General features: G+C 34.9%; 16 protein-coding genes. 2 read left to right on the top strand and 14 right to left on the bottom strand.

Features of this window, described 5'->3' with window-relative positions; genetic code table 11:
- Positions 1-132 precede the first annotated feature (132 nt).
- From BP17_RS09575 to BP17_RS09630, 12 genes are all read right to left on the bottom strand, one after another.
- Positions 133-1,413, bottom strand: coding sequence for a competence/damage-inducible protein A (locus BP17_RS09575; RefSeq protein ID WP_035053876.1), 1,281 nt, complete (start codon positions 1,411-1,413; stop codon positions 133-135).
- 195 nt (positions 1,414-1,608) lie between these two features.
- On the bottom strand, positions 1,609-2,190 hold the full coding sequence (pgsA, locus tag BP17_RS09580; protein ID WP_035053880.1) for a CDP-diacylglycerol--glycerol-3-phosphate 3-phosphatidyltransferase: 582 nt from the start codon (positions 2,188-2,190) through the stop codon (positions 1,609-1,611).
- Positions 2,191-2,279: 89 nt separating this feature from the next.
- Entirely contained in the window at positions 2,280-3,137 is an 858-nt protein-coding gene (locus tag BP17_RS09585; RefSeq protein ID WP_035055396.1) for a helix-turn-helix domain-containing protein, read from the bottom strand.
- 91 nt (positions 3,138-3,228) lie between these two features.
- Positions 3,229-3,954 (bottom strand): elongation factor P 5-aminopentanone reductase, encoded by a 726-nt coding sequence (ymfI, locus tag BP17_RS09590; RefSeq protein ID WP_035053882.1) that lies wholly within the window; start codon positions 3,952-3,954, stop codon positions 3,229-3,231.
- Positions 3,951-5,252, bottom strand: coding sequence for an EF-P 5-aminopentanol modification-associated protein YfmH (gene yfmH / locus BP17_RS09595; protein WP_035053884.1), 1,302 nt, complete (start codon positions 5,250-5,252; stop codon positions 3,951-3,953). The genes ymfI and yfmH overlap by 4 nt, the downstream gene beginning before the upstream one ends.
- Entirely contained in the window at positions 5,252-6,514 is a 1,263-nt protein-coding gene (gene yfmF / locus BP17_RS09600; RefSeq protein WP_035053886.1) for an EF-P 5-aminopentanol modification-associated protein YfmF, read from the bottom strand. Before yfmF ends, yfmH begins: the two co-directional genes overlap by 1 nt.
- Positions 6,515-6,624: 110 nt before the next feature.
- Positions 6,625-7,584, bottom strand: coding sequence for an ABC transporter permease (locus BP17_RS09605; RefSeq protein ID WP_035053887.1), 960 nt, complete (start codon positions 7,582-7,584; stop codon positions 6,625-6,627).
- Position 7,585: 1 nt separating this feature from the next.
- Complete coding sequence (locus tag BP17_RS09610; protein ID WP_035053888.1) at positions 7,586-8,653, bottom strand: ABC transporter permease; 1,068 nt, start codon at positions 8,651-8,653, stop codon at positions 7,586-7,588.
- Entirely contained in the window at positions 8,643-10,223 is a 1,581-nt protein-coding gene (locus BP17_RS09615; RefSeq protein WP_035053889.1) for an ABC transporter ATP-binding protein, read from the bottom strand. The genes BP17_RS09610 and BP17_RS09615 overlap by 11 nt, the downstream gene beginning before the upstream one ends.
- A gap of 210 nt (positions 10,224-10,433) precedes the next feature.
- A complete protein-coding gene (locus tag BP17_RS09620) occupies positions 10,434-11,483 on the bottom strand; it encodes a BMP family lipoprotein (RefSeq protein ID WP_035053890.1) in 1,050 nt (349 codons plus the stop codon).
- Positions 11,484-11,747: 264 nt separating this feature from the next.
- Positions 11,748-14,090 (bottom strand): FtsK/SpoIIIE family DNA translocase, encoded by a 2,343-nt coding sequence (locus BP17_RS09625; protein ID WP_035053891.1) that lies wholly within the window; start codon positions 14,088-14,090, stop codon positions 11,748-11,750.
- 324 nt (positions 14,091-14,414) lie between these two features.
- Positions 14,415-16,490, bottom strand: a complete 2,076-nt coding sequence (locus BP17_RS09630) for a DNA topoisomerase 3 (RefSeq protein WP_035055399.1) — start codon at positions 16,488-16,490, stop codon at positions 14,415-14,417.
- A gap of 213 nt (positions 16,491-16,703) precedes the next feature.
- Between BP17_RS09630 and BP17_RS09635 the strand changes: the two genes are divergently transcribed.
- Together BP17_RS09635 and yidC are read left to right on the top strand one after the other, a co-directional pair.
- Positions 16,704-17,075, top strand: a complete 372-nt coding sequence (locus BP17_RS09635) for an acylphosphatase (protein WP_198022530.1) — start codon at positions 16,704-16,706, stop codon at positions 17,073-17,075.
- Between the two features lie 68 nt (positions 17,076-17,143).
- Positions 17,144-18,067, top strand: coding sequence for a membrane protein insertase YidC (gene yidC / locus BP17_RS09640; RefSeq protein ID WP_156956026.1), 924 nt, complete (start codon positions 17,144-17,146; stop codon positions 18,065-18,067).
- Between the two features lie 155 nt (positions 18,068-18,222).
- On the opposite strand, the gene BP17_RS09645 is transcribed toward yidC, so the two are convergent.
- Together BP17_RS09645 and BP17_RS09650 are read right to left on the bottom strand one after the other, a co-directional pair.
- Complete coding sequence (locus BP17_RS09645) at positions 18,223-19,620, bottom strand: sensor histidine kinase (protein WP_051910575.1); 1,398 nt, start codon at positions 19,618-19,620, stop codon at positions 18,223-18,225.
- A gap of 146 nt (positions 19,621-19,766) precedes the next feature.
- On the bottom strand, positions 19,767-20,459 hold the full coding sequence (locus BP17_RS09650) for a response regulator transcription factor (RefSeq protein WP_035053893.1): 693 nt from the start codon (positions 20,457-20,459) through the stop codon (positions 19,767-19,769).
- Between the last annotated feature and the right edge of the window lie 123 nt (positions 20,460-20,582).

Consider the following 20,582-nt stretch of genomic DNA (forward strand, 5'->3'; position numbering starts at 1 on the left):
AATCCTCCTCAAGTCTTTTTAACTATTAATTAATCATTCATAATTTCATCTGCTACAACAAATATCATACCTTTCTTTTATAAAAAAAGCAAGAAAAAAGCGAACAAACATTCGGTCTTTTTAACTGGATATTTAATCATTTATTTTTTCAAAAACTTTTTGTTGTATGGGGAGATCAAGTAGTACTCTTCGGATTAAGTCTAAACCAGACATAATCGATTTTTCTCGATTGCTGTCACGCCCTTTCCCCAAATGATATTCTTTAGCAAATGCTGTTTCTCCTTTAATAGCAACACCAATCCAAACGGTACCTACTTCTTTCTTTTCAAGCCTACTTGGGCCTGCAACTCCAGTAAACGAGAGGGCGATATTTGTATTAAACATCTGCTGTGCATTTTTTGCCATTTCAATGGAACATTCAGCACTGACGGCACCAAATTTTTCGATCGTTTTTTTAGAAACTCCTAAAATAGCCGTTTTTACTTCATTACTATAGGTTACGATACCTCCTTTGAAATAATCACTAGCACCTGAAACACTTGTCATACAACTTTGAAAGGCACCGCCAGTTAAACTTTCAGCGGCTGTAAGAGTCATTTTTTGTTCTTTCAATAAATCAGCAACAACATTTACTAATCGCGCATCCTCTCCATACCCATAAAAATAGTCTCCTATGCGTTGTTGAATGGTAGCTTCCATGTTATCCAATAATAGATAACAAGCTGCTGCAGTACTTCCATTTGCTGTTATACGAAGCCTTACTTCGTGCTTACCAGCATAGGTAGCAAGAGTAGGATTTTTCTGTTCCTCAATCAAATCATCTAATTCAGCAGCTAATTGAGATTCGCCGATATCAAAAAAGCGTAAAACTTTTGATATCAGATGAGTTTCCTCTTTAGGTTCTCCCCTTAATAATGGTTTGACCTCATTTATAAACATTGGCTCTAATTCATTTGGTGGACCTGGTAGTAGTATAAAAGCTTTACTTTTTTCCTTTAAAAACATCCCGGCTGCCAGTCCTGTCTTATTTTTCAAAATAGTAGAACCTTCAATAACCATGGCTTGCAATCGGTTATTTTCTGACATTGTTCGTTTTCTATTTTCATGATAGTCAATTATTTTATCCATTGTACTTTTATCTAAAACTAGTTCTTTAGCTAAATGATTAGCTAATATTTGCTTTGTTATATCATCTTTTGTAGGTCCCAAACCTCCTGACAGAATCACTAAATCACTTCTTTGCTCTGCAACTTGGATAGCTTCTAACAGTCGTTTCGGGTTATCTCCAACCACAACTTGATGGTAGACATCTATTCCTAATAATGATAGCTCACGAGATAGAAAAGATGCATTTGTATTGATCACTTGTCCCATTAATAATTCTGTTCCAACTGCTATGATTTCAGCATTCATTTTACTCACTCCTATTTTTATATTACGCGAATTCTTTTCTTAAATTTTAATTTGTCATTCGATTGAAAATAAAATACAAGCTTTACTGATTTAGCAACTTTATTTTAACATACTTTTCAAGAGGACAAGAAAAGAAGGTCCATTGAAATTCAACTCAAAGGACCTTCTTTTTTAGTTGTTTCTAAATTTTTCCGCTTATTTTGGACCTTTAAATACTGCACTGTTTTTTGCAAAATAATCTACACCCGAATAAACAGTGAAGAACAAACAGATATACAACATAATAGAAGCCAGTGGTAATCCAGTTCCTTCAAATGGTAAATTATCAATAAATAGTAAAATAATAGCTAACATTTGAGTAGCCGTTTTAATTTTCCCAGGCCAGGCTGCAGCTAGGACTGTTCCACCTTGCTCCACTAATAATAACCTCAATCCAGTAACCGCTAATTCTCTACAGACAATAATAGAAACAACCCAAGAAGGAGCTAGGTTTTGTCCAACTAAAATAATTAAAGCAGTCATAACCAACATTTTATCAGCTAATGGATCAGCAAATTTACCAAAATTTGTTACCAAGCCTTGCTTACGTGCAATTTTTCCATCTAACCAGTCTGTGAAACTTGCTAATGCAAATAAAACAGCCCCTACCAATTGAGTCATCTCAATCGTAGAACCTAAAAGATGAATAACGCCCCAATCAAAAGGTGCTAATACAATAATAACAAATAGTGGAATCATAAAAATTCTCAATACTGTAAGTTTATTCGGTAAGTTCAATTTTTTTGCTTCCTCTCTTCATTAACAGGTACATTAGTTGAAAGAGTATTCCCATTAAAGGACCCTTTCAAAGTACCTGTAACAGTGTTTTACTCAAATTGAAATTCAATTTCTTGTCGCACAGAATTTTCAGCTTCTGGAGCGTATGGGACATCTTCTCCATTAAGATTGATTTCTGTTGCAGGTGTATTCCCAATTATAATCACTAAAGATGAAGTTCCCTCTGGAATTTCCGTTTCTAAAGTAGATCCATCTGCTATCAATTGAGCATCAATTGTCGCGCCATCCCCTTCAACGCTGATCCAAGAATCTCCACCTGTTGCTGTTAATGTCAAACTATTATCTTCAGCATTTCCTGTGACCGCATAAGTTGTGGTCGACCCAGTAGAAGATACAATCTCTATTCCTAGAGCCTCTTCTATACTATCAACTGACTCTGCTGATTCAGTCGTTGGCTCTGATTCACTTTCTGAGATAGATTCAGCGCTAGAGACGGATATTGCTTCAGAATTATTTGTGATCATGGCTTCATCACCTTGATTATTTGTTTTGATTACAGCAAAATAAATGGCTGCTACAATAGCTACTGCCAGAATACCAATTAAAATTGTAGGCAAATTATTTTGAAATTTTGTTAATAAAACATTTTCAATGTTCTTCCCAGAACGCGTTTGACCGGTAGAAACTTTTTCGACGAATTCTTCATCATGTGCATGTGGCACTGCATCCGTATATTCTTCTAGCAATTGATCTCCATTCAAACCGACAGTATCTGCATATTGTTTTATAAATGCACGAGCATAAAATTTTCCCGGCATAACATCATAGTTGCCTTCTTCAATAGCTATCAAGTAACGCTTTTGAATCTTTGTCATTTGTTGCAAATCATCTAATGTATACCCTTTTACTTTTCTTGCTTCTTTTAACTTTTCACCAATTTCATTCAACTGTCTCACCTACCTATTCTCTTAATTTAAAGAGAAAATCTAATATCATTTGCATTATAACATAACTAAAACTCCAGCAACATTTATTTCTCTATTTTAACCAACCACCGCTGATAATGATTGATTGACCTGTCATATAGCCACTTCTTTTATCTACCAATTGAGTAACCCAAAAACTGATTTCAGAAATACTTCCTAACCGTCCTAATGGAATTTCACTTTCCAACTCTTTTATTTCAGCTAAAGTAAATTCTTGATTCATTTTAGTCGCAATCGCTCCTGGAGAAACAGCATTTACGGTTATTCCTAAGCTGGCTACTTCTTTACTATACGCTTTAACAAAAGCTAGTTGAGCACCTTTTGTCGTGCTATAAAAAACTTCCATCGCACTTCCCGTTTCCCCGTAAATAGAACTGATAAAAATAACTCTTCCATGTTTCGAACGAGCTAATTTATCTTGCAATTGTTGCATTAAAATAACTGGCGTTTTAACATGCACTGCCCACATACGCTCCATGTCCATAGAAGATACTTCTGTTAGTAACTGATAAGTTGTAAAACCACTAGCGAAAATAACAACATCAACTTGGAAAATTGAATTAAGAAAAAGAGGAATATCCTCTTCTTTAGTCATATCTAAAGACACTGCATAAAAATCTTGTTTAGAGTAGCGTTCTTGATAATCCTGCAACTGACTATTGATGCTTTCTACATTTGAATGATAATGCAAATACAGCGACCAGCCTTTTTCTGCTAATTCTTGCGCTATTCCTTTTCCTATATCACCGCTTGCTCCCATGATCAATGCAAATTTCAAGCTTCATTCGCCTCTTTTGGTAAAATATGAAAAGTGGTCATATGTTCTTCAACCATAAATTTTTCAGCTGCTTTTTTAATATCTATCAGTGTAATCCTTTCGATAATGGGAACAATATCAAATAGAGTTGCTTCTCCATAAGAGGGTTGACTAAATTGATTCGCAATGTATTCTAAAGAATTTAAAGACTGCAATTCTTGACCAATCATTCGTTTTTTAACTAATGCTAAATTTTCTTCAGTTAATTCTGAACTACTTTTTGCACTGAGTAACAATTTCTTAATTTCATCACTAAACACAGTAGCATCTTTTGCATCTCCACTAATATCAATAAAATGAAAGGTACGATCCAAATTAAACTCATAGGAGAAACTATCATCTATTATTCCTTTATCATACAAATCTAAATAATTTGCTGACGTAGGACCAAATAATAAAGTCAGTAGTAAATCCATGGTCGTTTTATATTCTAAAGCTTTTATACCATTTGGTATTATATTGATTCCTTTTACTCCAACAATACTTTTTGGTCGACTAACAGGCATTTTAATGAAATCAAATACCTTGATATCATGAATCGTCTCTTCAGGAAAGACTCGTTCAATTGTTTCGACCGGCAAGTATTCTTTCTTAGTTTGGTTTTCTCGGATCAATTGCATCATTTCTTCAGGGTCTAATTTTCCTACTACAAATAAATTCATATTGCTAGGGTGATAAAAAGTCGCATGGTTTTCGTACAGCAATTCAGGAGTGATATCCATAATACTATCCACTGTTCCGGCAATGTCGATGTGTAATGGGTGCTTCGGATACATATTGCCTAAAATACCAAAATACAAACGCCAGTCTGGTTCGTCTTCATACATTTGAATTTCTTGAGTAATAATACCTTTTTCTTTATTAACGGTTGCTTCTGTAAAATAAGGTTCTTGAACAAAATTTAATAATGTTTCTAAACTTTCAGAAACATGATTGGTACTAGAAAAAAGGTAAGCAGTTCTTGTAAAACTTGTAAAGGCATTAGCTGAAGCGCCTAATCGGCCAAATGTATTAAATACATCTCCATCTTCTTTTTCAAATAGCTTGTGTTCTAAAAAATGAGCAATACCATCTGGCACAGTAATCGTTTCAGTTTTTCCACGAGGGACAAATTGATTATCGATTGAACCAAAATTTGTTGAAAACAAACCATAAGTCTTATGGAAATCATTTTTAGGCAACAAAGTTACTTGTAAGCCGTTTCCTAGCGTTTCTGTATAAATTATTTCTTGTAATTGTTCATAAATTTTTTTCTCCATTATTTCGCCTCCGCTGTTAAAAAGAATGTTGCCTTTAGCTTCACTTTATTAGCTACTTCAATAATATCTTTTTTAGTAACTTTCTCAATACTCGCTACCCATTCATCAATTGAAAGAACTTTTCCTTTAGCTAATTGTAACGCATAGATACGTTCAATAACAGATCCTGGATTATCTTCTGATTGGAAAAGTTGATTTTTCAACATTTCTTTCGTTTGAGAAATTGATTCATCTGTAAAGTTTCCAGCTTGCATTTCTTCCAACTGCAAAGCAATAATTTCTCTAACCTGATCTACTTTTTGAACATCGATCCCAGTTTGAACAGTCATCATTCCTCTAAATGCATCCATCGAACTAGAAGCATAGTAGGCCAAGCTTTCTTTTTCACGCACGTTCATAAACAATTTTGAATGCGGAAATCCCCCAAATAAACCATTGAATACTTGTGCTGCATAATAGGTTGGGTCATGATAAAAAATGTTCGTTGTGTACCCAAGATTAAATTTTGCTTGAATAATCTCTTGTCGTTCCGTCTTATTTTCCACTTCACTAACTTTTGGCTCAGTGTAAAAACTACTTGTTTTTATTAATTTGCGCGGAGAAAAATCAAATTGCTCAAAGGCAGACTGAATTTCTTTTTCATTAACATCGCCTAGAACATAAATATCTATTTTGTCTTGATTTAATAAATCTTGGTAATAATCATACAAAGAAACAGGCGATATATTTTCTAAATCTTCTTTTGACCCTACACTTGGTGTTTGTTGATTGATATCTTTAAAAAATAATTCCTGTAAAGAAAGACTTGCATAAGTTTGTTTGTCATCAAGAAGTGAATCATAGTAATCGACGAGGTTCTCTTTTTCTCTCTTAAACGTCTTTTCATTAAAATGCCCATTTTCAACATTTGGTTGGAAGATAACTTCTTTTAAAAAATCAATTCCTTCTTGTAAGACATTATCTCCTTTTGAAAGATATTTCTCATTAACTAAATTTAAACTAACGGAGAATATATGTGTACCTCCCTTTTTGTTTACCGCTGTTCCAAAGTTAGCTCCATACATATTTGAAAGTTCACTTCTTAAAGCTGTTTGTGTTGGGTATTTCATGCTATTTGTTTCCAGCACATTCGCTAGCATAGCTCTTTTTGTAATGGTTTCTTTATTTAACGGAGCGCGAAATTTCAACATGATTCGAATCGTTTTGTATTTTTTTGTAGGGAGCACATGTAAATGAACTCCTTCTTTTAATTGAATAGACATACCTTTATTCCTCCTCTAACTTGGAAACTGTTCATTATCTATCTTAAAATAAAAAACAATAAAAAGAAAGCAACAACAGACATATCCGTCTGTTGTTGCCAAAATAGTACTTATTTTGATTTAATGTATGTTTTTCCGCCAGCTGCTGGTCCTTCAGACCTACCAATTACTCCTACCAACACAATAATCGTGATGGCATATGGTGCGATTTGCAACCATACACTTGGAATATCTTGGATGATTGGAATGTAGTTTCCAATAACGCCTAGACTTTGAGCAAACCCGAAGAATATGGCTGCTCCCATTGCACCAAGAGGATTCCACTTGCCAAATATCATTGCAGCCATAGCGATAAACCCTTGACCAGCAATCGTTGAAGCTGAGAAACTTAACGAGATAGACTGAGCTTGAATAGCTCCACCCATACCACCTAGTAAACCGGACAACATGACACCAGCGTACTTCATTAAGTAAACATTAATGCCTAATGTATCTGCTGCTTGAGGATGTTCTCCTACAGATCTTAATCGTAAACCGAAACGAGTCTTAAATAGCACTACCCAGCAAATAACTGCAATTAAAATACCTGCAAATGCGGGTGCTGAAGTTCCTCTAAAGAAAATATCGCCAATAATTGGGATACGATTTAATAAGGGAACCGTTACTTTACCAAAGCTTTCTGTGATACGATCTGTTTGTCCAGCGCCATTATACAATACTCGTGTAAAGAAAATGGCTAAGGCTGGAGCCATTAAATTAATTACGGTACCAGAGATAATGTGATCCGCTCTTAGATTGACTGTCGCTACCGCATGGATCAATGAAAAGATCACACCGATCAGTCCACCAACTAAAGCGGCGATCCAAGGAGTCCACCCACCAAAAGCTCCTGCAAATGTTAAATTAAAGACAATCGAACTGAAAGCTCCTATAACCATGATTCCTTCTAGTCCTACGTTAACGATACCGCTTCGTTCAGAGAATGTTCCACCAAGGGCAGTTAAGACAAGAGGAGCTGAGTAGACAAGTGATGATGCAACTATTAATTGAAGCAAACTGATAATATCCATCCTATTTCACTCCTCCTTTATTCACTCTAGCTCGTCTGTCAATAAAGTAGCGAATTAAATAATTAGCTCCTACAAAGAAGATAATAGATGCAATAACAATATCGACAACTTCAGTTGGCACTCCAGAAATGATTGGCATACTGTTTCCACCAATTTTCAATGCCCCAAATAAAATAGCTGAAAAGATGATTCCTACAGGATTGCTTAATCCCAGCAAAGCTACCGCCATACCATCAAATCCAATTGTTGGCATTGCACCTTGGGTAAAGATATTTTGGAAATTTCCAAGACCTTCCATTACTCCGCCTAAACCAGCTAAACCACCACTGATCAGCATAGATATAATAATATTGCGCTTAGAACTCATACCAGCATATTCAGAAGCACTCGGATTCAATCCAACGGTTCTGATTTCAAATCCAGTAGTAGTTTTTCTCATTAAGAACCACACAACAATAGCCATGACTAATGAAATGAAAATTCCAGCGTGAAGCGTAGAATTACTTGTTAATTCAGTTATCCAGCCAACGCGCAAACTAGCGCCTTCTGAAATGCGCGGAGTTGCATCTGCTGAATCCGTTAAAATATTTCGAATCAAGTAATTGGTAGTATAAAGAGCAATGTAATTCAGCATGATCGTAACAATGACTTCACTAGTATTAAAATAAGCTCTTAAGAATCCGGCAATCCCTGCCCAAATCGCACCAGCCAACACTCCTCCCAATATGCTTAATGGAAGTAAAATAAATCCTGGCAGATCCGCAAATATATTAGCCACCCAGACAGAACAAAGCCATCCTAGCAATGCTTGACCTGCAACCCCAATATTAAAAAATCCAGCAGTATAAGCTACAGAAAAACCTAACGCCGTTAAAATAAGCGGTGTGGCTTGTCTCAACGTTTCTCCAATATAAAAAGATGAACCAAAAGCGCCATTGATCATGGCTGAATACCCACTTATCGGATTATACCCAAAAATAGCCATGATAATTGCACCAAGAATGAACCCCATGACCACAGATAGTAAAGGAACTAATAGATTATTTAACGATTCTCTTTTATTGGTCAATGTGGACACCCTCCTTTCCATTTCCTTGTTTAATCAAAGAACGAGCTTTTTCAAGAGATGTACCTGCCATCAACAGACCAAGTTCTTGTTGAGTTGTTTCTTTAGGGTCTACAATAGCAACAACATTTCCTTCATACATGACAGCGATTCGATCAGATACATTTAAAATTTCATCCAATTCAAAACTCATTAGCAATACAGCTTTTCCATTGTCTCTTTGTTCAATCAAACGTGAATGTATATATTCAATTGCTCCTACATCAAGTCCACGAGTTGGTTGAGCAGCGATCAATAAAGAAGGATTGCGATTGATCTCTCTAGCAATAATAGCTTTTTGTTGATTCCCACCTGATAGCGAACCAGCAGGGTCGGACTCACTTTGAGAACGCACATCAAATTCTTCAATCAATTTTAAAGCAAATTTATTTATTTCTTTTTGATTTAGAATTCCATACTTGCTTAAAGGTTTTTTATAATATGTTTGCAATACCATATTTTCTTCTAATGACATTGGTAAGACTAGGCCGTGTTTTTGACGGTCTTCTGGAATATGACCTAATCCTACCTCTGTAATTTTACGCGGTGATTTATTTTGGATCTCTTGTCCGTTTAATACAATTTTTCCACTTTCAACTTTTGTTAGACCTGTTATTGCATGAATCAATTCACTTTGTCCATTTCCATCGATTCCAGCGATTCCCATAACTTCTCCAGCCCGAACTTCCAAACTTAATCCTTTAACTGCCTCTAACCCACGATTTTCTTTTACAACAATATTCTGAATTGATAACACAACTTCTTTTGGTTGCGAAGCTTTCTTTTTCGTCTTAAATGACACAGAACGTCCAACCATCATATCGGCTAACTCTTGTGGAGATGTAGTTGCAACATCTACCGTATTAATACTTTTCCCACGACGGATTACTGTGCACCGATCTGCGACTGCTTTTATTTCGTCAAGTTTATGCGTGATTAAGATGATGGACTTCCCTTCTTTTGTTAGGGCTCTCATAATATTAATCAGTTCGTCAATTTCTTGAGGGGTCAATACGGCTGTAGGTTCATCAAAGATTAAAATGTCCGCTCCACGATAAAGAGTCTTTAAAATCTCTACCCTTTGTTCCATCCCAACTGAAATAGACTCGACTTTTGCATTAGGATCAATTAGCAGACCATATTTTCCAGACAATTCTTTGATGTCTTTTTTAGCTGAATCTCTATCTAGAAAACCTTTTCTAGTTTGTTCAACTCCTAAAATAATATTTTCAGTCACAGTAAATTTTTTCACTAACATAAAATGTTGGTGAACCATTCCAATACCTAGTTTATTTGCTACACTTGGTGAACTTATGTTTACTGCTTGTCCGTTTACTAGAATTTCGCCAGAAGTAGGTTCTAACAAACCTGAAAGAATATTCATTAAAGTAGATTTCCCAGCACCGTTTTCTCCTAAGAGTGCATGTATTTCTCCCTTTTTAAGCTGCAAATTAATATTATCATTCGCTTTAAAAGTACCAAATTCTTTTGTAATGCCCTTCATTTCAATGACGTTTACTGATTCTGACACCATGGATTCACTCCTTTTCTATTGCTCAATCTATTATCTATGATAGTTGTTTTACAGACAAGCGATTATTAAATTTTCTCTTTTAATTTTAATAGAAAAAATAAATGCCACCTTATAGAAAATTTGATAATTCAATAAAGAGTAAAAGACCGGTATATAATTACCCGGTCCTTTCACTTTTATTTATTCCTTAAACTATTGTGTACTCAAAAATCAAGGGGCTTCTGGAACTGTAATGTCGCCATCAATAATTTGTTGTTTGTAATCTTCAACAGTTGTGATTACTTCTTCAGATAAAGCGCCATCTGTAATACCAACACTGTCTTCAGCTAAACCAAAGTTACTGATTTCACCACCTGGGAAGTTTCCTTCCATCGATGCATTTGCGATATCTTGAACAGCTTGACCGACACCTTTAAGTGTTGAAGTAAGGGTTAAGTTTCCACCATCGTATTCGCCTTCAGCAGTTTGATCACGGTCAACTCCGATTACCCATAATTGTTCATCTGGGGTAGAATTCATACGGTCAATAGCCTCTGAGAATACACCATTACCTGTATCGCCAGATGCATGATAAATAATATCTGCGCCAGAACTATACATTGCAGCTGCTAATTGTTTACCAAGAGCAGCATCTCCAAATGAACCAGCATATTCAACATCAACTTCGATTTCTGGATCAACAGCTTCTACTCCTGCTACAAAACCAGCTTCAAAACGATCGATGACATCACTTTCTTGTCCACCAATGAATCCCACGTGATTTTTTTCAGTCGTTTCAGCAGCAGCAACACCGGCTAAAAATGCAGCTTCATGATCTTTAAACAATACAGAAGCAACATTATCTTCTTCGATCATTTCATCGATGATTACGAAATCTTGGTCTGGATTTTGTGTAGCAACATCTTGCATTGCAGGTTTTAATTTATAACCGATTCCGTAGATCAAATCAAAATCATTATTTAAAGCCGTATTCAAATTTGTAACAAATTGAGAATCTTCATCAGATTGAATGTAATTGTAGCCTTCAGGTCCTTCTTCAAGTCCATGTTCTTCTCCCCAAGCTTGCATACCTTCCCATGCAGATTGGTTAAATGATTTATCATCTACTCCACCTACGTCAGTAACCATGACAATTGAGTAGTCTACTCCTGAACCAGAAGTTGAAGCAGTATCACTTCCTTCATCAGCACCACACGCTGCCAATGTTAAACTTGACAATAAACCTAGAGTTAATAAACTCTTGAAATTTCTACTTTTCACTCAAAAAACCCCCATTAATTTTTTAGTACGAATTAATTCTAAATCAATTCATCCTCATATTTATAATACCATTTTTATTTTAAAAAACAAACAACAAATGTGATTATTGAAAACGTTTTAGCTTGAAAACGTTCAGTTTTTAATCTATTTTTAATCTATTTGATTCACTTTTACCTAAGTTCGAGCTCGTAATAGGATTAACCTGATTTCCCTTAAAAAGTACCCATTAAGAAGTGGATTACTTAATGGATACTTTCGTTGCTACTATTCTGCTTTTATGTCTGCTAAATGGTCATCACCGGGAACTTGAGTAACATTTACCTTACGAGGCTTACTTCCCTCAGAAGGGCCAACAATACCTCGCATTTCCATTTCATCAATTAAACGAGCAGCTCTGTTATATCCAATTCTAAAGCGACGTTGCAATAACGATATACTAGCTGTCTGCATCTCAACAATAAGGGCCACAGCATCCTCGTAAACGTCATCTTGGACTTCACTTTGTGTCTCTTTAGTTTCTTCTGTAGGCATCATTTCTTCAACATAGTTTGCTCCTTGTTGATCTGTTACAAAAGTTACGATATGTTCAACTTCTTCATCAGATATAAATGCACCTTGGACCCGAACGGGTTTATTTTCTCCCATTGGTAAAAATAACATATCTCCTCTACCCAATAATTTTTCTGCTCCGCTACCATCGATAATAGTTCTAGAATCGACACCGCTGGAAACAGCGAAAGCAATACGTGAAGGAACATTAGCTTTAATAATTCCAGTAATAACATCTACACTGGGTCTTTGAGTGGCTAAGATCATATGAATACCAGCTGCTCTAGCCATTTGAGCTAAGCGAATGATAGCATCTTCAACTTCATTACTAGCTACCATCATTAAATCTGCCAACTCATCGACAATTACAACTATAAAAGGTAATATTGGATAATTCTCTTCATTTTCTTCGTTATGTTTTTTTAAATGCTGATTGTATCCAGTAATGTTACGCATTCCACTAGCAGCAAATAATTCATATCTTCTTTCCATTTCAGTAACTACTTTTTGTAGAGCCTGAGCTGCTTTTTTAGGATTGGTCACAACCGGTGTCAATAAATGTGGAATACCATTATAAACATTTAATTCTACCATTTTAGGATCTATCATCATTAATTTCACTTCATTTGGTTTAGCTTTCATTAACAAACTAGTAATAATCCCATTAATACAAACAGATTTCCCACTACCTGTAGACCCTGCAACAAGCAAGTGAGGCATTTTTGATAAATCAGCCATGGCGATATTACCGGATATATCTCTTCCAAGCGGCACTTCTAACATTTTTTCTTTATTATGAATTTGACCTTCAATAACATCTCTAAAAGAAACTAAGCTTACTTCATTATTAGGTACTTCAATACCGATAAACGATTTCCCTGGAATAGGGGCTTCAATTCGAATATCTTTCGCTGCTAATGCTAATGCAATGTCATCACTAAGGCTGACAATTTTACTCACTTTTACTCCATTAGCAGGCTGGACTTCATATTTTGTGACAGCAGGACCTAAACTTGCTTTAGTAACTTTTGCGTCTACGCCAAAACTTTTAAACGTTTTTTCTAATTTTAGAACATTTTTTTGTATAAGAGCATACTCGTTGGTTTGATCATTTTGTGGTATTTCGCTTAGCAAATGAGAAGGTGGTAACTGATAGTCTTTATTTTCTTTTTCAGTTCCTATTTCAAAATCGATTGTCCCTCCTTCAGTATCTTCAAGACCATCTTCTACTGTTTTCTCTATTAAAGGCTTTTCAACTCTACTTTGATAATTGTCAATTTCTAACTGTAATTGTTCATTTTTCCCTTCATCAACTGACTGGTTCTTTGAATCTGCTTTTAATAATGTTTTTATTTTATTTTTCTTTTCTTTTATTTCTTTCTCATCTTTTTTTGTATCAGCTACTTCAGATGATTTTTTTATATGGCTTATTTTTTGTTGGAAAATAATTTTCAAATTACTCATCACTGCCTTTAATTTTTGCCAAATGAGTAGTACTAAATTGCCAGTTTTTCTCAAAAAAGATTTAAACGACAATTGAAACAATAAAAATATTCCAAAAAAGCAACTAAGTCCTGCAATAAAATATGTTCCCCATTGTGAAAACAGGAAGTAACTGCCCGCATACAAAATTGCTCCAATCATTCCTCCACCAAGTGGCTGTGTAATTTCATTATTTGCCATATCTGTTATAAAGAAACGAAAAGTAGCAGAAATAACATTGATATCTGAATGGATAATAGGTGCGAATAAATTGGCATGCAATACTAATAATAAGCTACTGTAAATAAGTGAAAAACCTATAATCCGCTTATTTTTAAAAAGAGGCTCCTTACCTTTGAAAACTAGATAACCCCCGTATATCCCAACTAAAATCGCTGCTATGATAAAGGTATTTCCAACAAAAAAACGGAATAAATTTGCACTAAAGATTCCCGCAAAACCCGTTTGTGAGACTGAAAAAATACTTAAGATAATAAAAATAAAACCAATAATTTCAAAAGAAAGACGATTATTCGCGTTTTTTTTAGATACATTACTCTTTTTTTTCACTGCCAAAATTTTCTTCCCTCCTTACAGTTTTCTAGGTCTATAATTTTTAGTGTTGATAATTTTAATTCAATTACTTATCCAAATTTTTTTGGAGCAATCGGGTTGCTTGTAGCCAGAAAGGAAGCCTTATGAGGCTATTGATAGCATACAGGCGATTCAATTGCTCCACAAGAAAACCCGTCCATTCTGGAATAAATTTCATTTTGAAGTATCAATACTATTTGTCATATCACCGTTTTTCTTTAATTATACACAAAATCTACGTTAAACGGAACAAAGTAAAAGGATGAAATAGACAATCGTTACTGTCTGATCCACCCCTTCTTAACTTTAATTATCTTTTTTTTCCATTGCAGCCTTCATTGCTAAGGCTAATGGACTTTCAGCTTCTTCTTGTTTATTTATTTTTTGCATCAATTTATTCGTTTCGTGTTTACTAGGTTTTTTACTAGACTTGCCTTCTATTTTTTCAGATACATTACAATATTTGCACTTGAAATAATTCCCACTTTTCCCTTCATGAATTTCCATTTTCCGGTGACACTGTGCACATCGATGATTAGAAACTTTCGGATCTTTTCTCCGTTTATACGAACAAGTTGAACTGCTACAAATAAGCAATTTCCCATCACGACCACTTCGTTCTTTCAATAATTCGCCGCAGTCAGGACATATTTTAGTTGTTAATGCATGATCCTTGTAGGTTTCTGTACTTTTTTTAATTTCTGATACTAAACGAGCTGTTTCTTTTCTAATTTGTTTTAAAAATTCCTCTTTTTCCAACATACCTTTTGCAATTTCTTCCAATGACTTCTCCCATTTACTTGTGAGCTCTGGAGTCACTAATGTTGGATTTACTAATGTTAGCAGTTGTTGACCTTTAGGTGTAGTACTTAACTTGTTCTGATTCCGTTCCATCAAGTCGCTTTTAATGAGTTTCTCAATGATTTCAGCACGAGTAGCAGGCGTACCTAATCCATTTTTCTCCATATTCTGAAGCAGATTCCCTTCAGATAACCGAGCTGGAGCTTCTGTCAGTTGTTTTTCTATTTTATAAGTTGCATGGTTTATTTGCTCATTCAACTTATAAACATTTTCAGACTGTTTTTGTACGTCTTTTTTCCACCCTTTTTCAATTACTTCTTCTTGCTGCAGTTCAAATAAGATGTTAGCTGTCGAAAAAACGACGGTTGTCTTAGATACTTTATAGGCTGGTAAAAACAATCCTACAAATCGTTCAACAACCATACGGTAAATTTTCAACTCATCGGCTTCCATTTTTTCTGGGCGTGGACGCTCTTCAGTTGGAATAATTCCATGATGGTCCGTTACTTTTGCAGTATTAAAGACACCTTTTTGAGTTACTTTGGCTCCATTTTTCAAGATTTCTTTAACTTCCTGAGGAGCAAAATTTTGAATAGCCAATACTCTCTCTTTCATTGTTCCCATCATGTCTTGCGTTAAATATTTTGAGTCTGTTCTTGGATAAGACAGCACCTTATGACGTTCATATAATGTTTGCATCAAACTAAGTGTTTTCTTTGCTGAAAATTGATAGCGTTGGTTTGCTTCGCGCTGAAGTTCGGTCAAATCAAACGGCAAAGGAGCTTGTTGAACAGATTGCTTTTCTTTTATATCCAGAACTGACACTGGCTGGTTTTTTAATGAGGCTACTAAGGCTTCCGCCTTTTTTCGTTCATTATATTTACGGGGCGCACCCGATTGCACCAACGCTTTTTTTCCATTAACAATCAATTGAATAGTATAAAAAGTTTCTGGAACAAATGAGTGTATTTTCGCTTCTTGCTTACGCACCATAGCTAACGTCGGAGTCTGAACTCGTCCAGCAGATAAATTATCTTGATATTTTACGGTCAATGCTCTTGTGACATTTAAGCCAATCAGCCAGTCTGCTTCTGAGCGTGCTATAGCAGAATCGTATAGTGTGTCGTATTTTTTGCTAGGCTGTAACTGATTAAAACCATCTTTGATTGCTTTATCCGTTTGTGAAGAGATCCAAAGTCTTTTTACTGGCTTATTAAAATGAACATACTCTAGTATCCAACGTGCAACTAGTTCTCCCTCACGTCCAGCATCGGTAGCAATGACGGCTGATTCAATGTCTTTTCGCTCAGCAAGTTGTTTGATTGCTTTTAATTGACCTCTTGTATTTTTCAATGGTGTAATCATCATTTTTTCTGGAATAAGTGGCAAGGTATTTAGATCCCAGGTTGCCCATTCTTTTTTATACTCTTCAGGCATTTTCAACCCTAATAAATGACCTAGTGCCCACGTTACGATAACGTCTTTTCCTTCAATATGCGTTTTACTTTTCTGTGTGGCTCCTAGTACTCGTGCAATTTCTTTTCCTACACTTGGTTTTTCGGCAATAATTAATGTTTTCATGATTGTTCCTTTCTTAAAACAGCTTATCATTTCAATTTTTTCTATGAATTGCTGTGCATTCATTGTAAATTATCTCTATACTCAATGCAACAATCCCAAAAATGATTTCTATTCCTTTATATTCAGAACAAAGAATATTTGACCAAATTCAAAGGAATCGTTAAAATAAACTAACATAAGCAACCGATTTCTTTTGAAAAGGAAGGAGATATAATGACTTCATTTTTTAGAACAATCAAACAATTTATTTTTCCAATAAACAAAGCAGATGAGTCTTCAAAAAATCAGACCAATAATGGAGGGATTTCTATGAAAAAAGTTTCTATTCGTGTAGCAGGATTGGTGCAAGGTGTTGGTTTTCGTTTCTCAACAAAATTAGTGGCCGATCAGATAGGTGTTTATGGTATTGTTCGAAATGAATCTGATGGAAGTGTCTATATAGAAGCCAACGGGGCTCCAGAAAAAATTGACCTATTTATCGAAAAAATAAGAAATTCCCCTTCGCCAAGTGGCAATGTTGATTCTATAATAGTTGAAGAACTTCCTTCCTTAAAGATTAGAGATAAGTTCACAATAAGCAATTGAAAACCAGACAGCAATCCTGTATAGTAAGTAATGTTACTTAATTTAATAAAAATGAAGGATTGTGAACAATGAAAAATTTCAAAAAATTACTTCTATCGGGAACACTTTTAAGTGTCGTGTTTTTTTTGTCAGGTTGTATGGGTCGTGACTCTGATGGTAATCCTAGTGGTACAATTTATGAGTTATTAGTAGTTCCAACACAACGAGTAATTATTCAACTGGCTGATTTATTTGGAGGTAGTTATGGACTGTCCATTATAGCTATTACATTAGCTGTGCGTCTAATTATTTTACCTTTAAATTTAAGTCAATCTAAAAAATCAATTATTCAACAAGAAAAAATGGCTATGATCAAACCAGAAATGGATGAGGTTCAAAAGAAACAAAAAGCTGCTGTTAGTGCTGAAGAAAAAGCTGCTGCACAACAAGAACTCATGAGCTTATATAAAGATAATAACATGAGTATGCTAGGCGGTATCGGCTGTTTACCATTATTGATCCAAATGCCGATTTTTACTGCTATGTTTCAAGCTATCAGTTTATCGAAAGAAATTGGAAGTAGTACTTTCTTAGGTTTTAGTTTAGGAGATCAAAATATCGCTCTTGCTATTGCAGCTGGTGCAGTTTATTTTGTTCAATCTTATGTTTCTATGATTGGCCTTCCAGATGAACAAAAGAAACAAATGCGTACAATGATGTATGTTAGTCCAATAATGATTTTAATGGTTTCATTTACTTCTCCTGCTGGATTGGGATTATATTGGTTTGTCGGAGGGGTTTTCGCGGTATTCCAAACACTTATTACCAATTTTATCTTTAAACCAAGAATAAGAGCCCAGTTAGAAGAAGAAGCTAAGAAACGTCCTGTTAAACCAAAACGGACGATTAAACAAGCTGAGCCCGTTGAACAAAAAACTAAAGAGTTAAATCAACCTTCTAATAATAAAAATACTCATGGAAGAAATGCTGGTAAACAGCAAAATAAACGTTAAAAAAAGTGCCTACTCAAATGAGTAGGTACTTTTTTTGACTATATTTTTTAGTAATGATAAATTTAATCCAAGCGATTATCTAAAATGGACGCTATAGAGAACACTTTTTTAGTGTCCAGTCTATAGCGCCCATTTTAATTTGATATAGAATTTTTTTATGATTCTTCCTTATATATAGGTAATGATATTCTAAATATTGTGCCATAATCTAAAACACTTTCAACCGTAATATTTCCCTTATATCCATTTAATAATTCTTTTGCTATTGATAAACCAAGCCCATTTCCACCTCTATGTCGGCTGCGAGCTTTATCAATCCGATAAAAACGATTAAATATTTTCTCTGAATCTTCTTGAGTCATGCCTTCACCAAAATCCTGAATAGCAATTTGAACTTTTCCATCATTAGTTGCAACTGAAATATGAACTTCCTTACGATCAGTAGAATATTTCACTGCATTATCTAACAAAATAACTAGAATCTGTTCAAAATGATTTCGGTATATAGAAACATAGACTTCATCATAAATATCGTCATCTAAATTAAAAACAAATTCAGGATGAATCAGGCTAAAATTATTGTAAGTTTGTTGAATAACTTGTTTTATGGCTGTTTTTTCACTTTTATAATGGATTTCTACTTGTTCAGCTCTAGACAAATCAAGCATTTCCTGAACCAAACTTTTCATTCGTATAACTTCTTGTAATGAAGCGGCTAGTGATTCATCTAATATTTCAGGATCTTCCTTTCCCCATCGATTTAACAACTTCAAATGTCCTTCCATAACAGCGACTGGAGTTCTTAGTTCGTGAGAAACATCCTCTACAAATTGTTTTTGTTGCTCAATATACTTTTGCATTTTATCCAACATATCATTGAACACCATCGAGAGATGATCTAATTCATCATTTCCTTCAGCAACTTCAATTCTAGAAGTTGATTGCGTATCTTTACGAAGATCATTCATCGTATTAGTAATATTTTTTATTGGCTTCAAAAAATTATATGCCAATAAATAGCCCAAGATACCACTAAAAATAAGTGCGGCAAAACTCATTGCTATCAGACTGATGATTGTGACTTCAATCAAGTTATGATAATCGGCCATTCCATCTATAATCTGTACATAACCAATAATTTGGTTTGTTTCATCAGAAATAACAGGCATTACCCCGTAATAGCCTTCTTCACCGTCTATTTCAATCATCTTAATAACCGGTTCTGAACTTTCTTCAAAAGAAAAGTCCCCTAATTTTGACTCGAAAAGTAAGCGCGATGTCGGAGTGTAGACCCGTACGATTACATCTTCTTCATTCATTTTTGCATATAGCGTATCTTGGTAATTTCCAGAATCTTCAAAGGTTGTATTTCCCTGACCATACTCTTCCCTTAATTCCATAGCATCTGGAAAGTAAGAAGGGTTAAAAGCGGAGTAGACAATTGCTTTTGATAAAGCAGTGGAATCACTATCGGTTAATTTATTTTCATCAACTAACCGGTTTGAAGCCCCGAATAAAACCTCTCTGAAGTTTTCTTCCTCTTGTGTAAACATAATTTGTCTAAAGCCTACAAAAATAACAACAGAAAAAACCGAAAACGTTAGGAAAATTGCTAGTGTAGCACCAATTGTCCACTTCCATTTTAACGAAAGCCGTTTCCTTTTCTTTTTGCTATCTTTTTTGTTATAAAAAGGGAACTTCACGAACGCATCACGTAACCTGTACCACGAACGGTTTGGATGTAGCTATCAACGTTAGGAACATCAATTTTATTGCGTAAGTAACGAATATAAACATCTACTACATTCGTTTCAACTTCAGTTTCGTATCCCCATACTTTATTTAACAGTACATCACGAGCTAAAACAACATTCACGTTTTCCATTAATTCTAATAACAATTCATATTCACGTTTTGTTAATTCGATGACTTCATCTCCACGGCGCACAACCCGGTTTTCTTTTTCGACCTTTAAATCTCGGTAAGTAACGGTTGTTTGTTTCGTGATATTTTGTTCACTCTCAATCTCAATACGACGGAATAAGGCACGTAATCGTGCTAATAATTCTTCAATTGCAAATGGTTTAACAATATAGTCATCCGCACCATGATCTAATCCAGATACTCGATCAATAACAGAGTCTCTAGCAGTCATCATAATAATAGGTACATTGCTAACTAGTCTGATACGACGGCAAACATCTATTCCATTTAATTCTGGTAACATTAAGTCTAATAAGATAACATCCCAATGTGCATCTTCTGCAACCGCTGCTTCTAATCCGCTGCGACCATCATAACGAACCTCTGTTGCGTAACCCTCATGTTTTAATTCAAGTTCTACAAATCGAGCCAGATTCTTTTCATCTTCAATAATTAAAATTTTATTCATGCTATTGCACACCTGCTCCTCTAAAATCACTTTTTTCTATTTAGCTCTTATTAAGATACCATGATAAATAGTTTTTCACAATCAATTTTTAATGTGTCCGTTATCATTTTACCATAAATTAAA

It is taken from the genome of Carnobacterium pleistocenium FTR1 (genome assembly GCF_000744285.1).
GTDB lineage: Bacteria > Bacillota > Bacilli > Lactobacillales > Carnobacteriaceae > Carnobacterium_B > Carnobacterium_B pleistocenium.